2 protein-coding genes are annotated in these 1594 nt (G+C 66.3%); both read left to right on the top strand.

Translation table 11 applies throughout. From position 1 onward, the window contains the following. Positions 1-145 precede the first annotated feature (145 nt). Positions 146-766: a DnaJ family domain-containing protein gene (locus Y705_RS0113410; protein WP_026533227.1), complete on the top strand. Its 621-nt coding sequence runs from the start codon at positions 146-148 to the stop codon at positions 764-766. A 317-nt stretch (positions 767-1083) separates the two neighbouring features. Beyond that, positions 1084-1594: aspartate/glutamate racemase family protein (locus Y705_RS19995; protein WP_081738059.1), on the top strand; the 511-nt coding region annotated here is incomplete at its 3' end.

Raw genomic sequence — 1594 nt, 5'->3', positions numbered from 1 at the left:
CCCGTTCCGCGTCGTGGCTTCCTCGGTCCGGGTCACAGTTCTCAATTGCCGTTCTTGGTTGCCGCTTTTGGTTGCCGCGCCCCTTCCGGGCTCGGGATACTGGTTAATCGACCAGCCCGTACCGGCCAGAGTGGGGACGAAACCGATGAGTGAACGCGAGCAGCGCGAGGAACGCCTCCGGAGGGCAGCCCAGTTCCGTGCGGCGCAGCGGTCGGGGCAGGCCGTCGATGGGTTCGACGCCGCCGACGCAGACGCCGGTGCTGACGACGCCGCCGCCGGCTCCCGCCCGCTCCGCTCGACCGACGACGAATCCCTGCGGGCACGCCTCCTCGTCGACGATGCGGTGCGGCGCGGAGAGTTCGAGAACCTGCCGCTGGCGGGCAAGCCGATCCCCGGGCTCGGCGACAGCTACGACCCGGACTGGTGGGTCAAGGGGCTCATAAAGCGCGAGAACATCACCGGACTGGGACCTACGGCAATCCTGCTGCGGAAGGAGGACGCCGAGCTGGATGATCGCCTCGGTGCCCTGTATTCGGAGCGGCAGGTGCGCGAGGTCCTCGAGGACTTCAACTACCGGATCATCGACGCGCGGCGCCAGCTGCTGGGCGGGCCTCCTGTGATCACGAAGCTCCGCGACGTCGAGGGGGAAGTGCAGCGGTGGCAGGAGCAGCGCGCGAAGCGTGCGGCAGAGGCGGCGCCAGTCGTCGTCGTCGATTCCCGCCCCTGGTGGCGGCGGATGTGGCGGCGCAAACACCCCGTTGATTAAGCACTCGTGGCTGCTAAATCATCCGAATAGCAACCATAGGTGCTTAATCAGCGGGGGGTGGGAGTGCCGAGGTGCAACGTGCTGGCGGTGAAGCTGCCTTAGGGTTTCCTTTGGCCGGCTCTGTTGGGGCGGCGCGCCGGATAAGGCGTGTTTGCCGTCGTCGTGATCCGAAAACCGGCGTAATGCAGTCCGACACGCCGGTTTCGCCGTCAAACGCGGCAGTTGTCGTGCGGTTGCGGGGTACGGCTTTCCGCACGGGGGCTCCGGCCGCCCCGGCTCCGGCTCCGGTGGCAGGCCACTACACCTAGGCTTGACGCATGAAACGCATCGGTCTGATCGGCGGCATGAGCTGGGAAAGCTCCGCACTGTATTACTCGCTCATCAACGGGCTGGTGAAGGAACGGCTGGGCGGCATGCATTCCGCCAGTTGCATCATGGCGTCGGTCGATTTCGCTGACATCGAAGCGTTGCAGTCGTCCGGGAACTGGGAAGAGGCCGGCCGGCTATTGGCCCTCGAGGCGCAGGGACTCGAAGCGGCAGGCGCCGACTTCCTTGTACTCTGCACCAATACGATGCACCGGGTGGCCCGCGACATCCGCGACGCGGTCGGCATCCCGCTGCTGCACATCGGCGACGTGGTCTCCCGCGAGGTGCTGAACGCAGGGCTCGGAACCGTGGCCCTCCTCGGAACGGCCTTCACCATGGAACAGCCGTTCTACCGGAACTTCATCTCCGCGTACGGAATCGACGTCCTGGTGCCTCCGGAAGCCGAGCGGGCAAGCGTGCACCGCACCATCTACGAGGAACTGGTGCTGGGCGTCATTCGGC

Origin of the sequence: Arthrobacter sp. H41 (genome assembly GCF_000520535.1) — a bacterium.
Lineage (GTDB): Bacteria > Actinomycetota > Actinomycetes > Actinomycetales > Micrococcaceae > Arthrobacter_D.
This window is presented reverse-complemented; position numbering and strand designations above follow the sequence as displayed.

What these genes read in the sequence shown, in the direction of transcription:
- Y705_RS0113410 (WP_026533227.1), top strand. Translation starts at nt 146, where the DNA reads ATGAGTGAACGCGAGCAGCGCGAGGAACGCCTCCGGAGGGCAGCCCAG.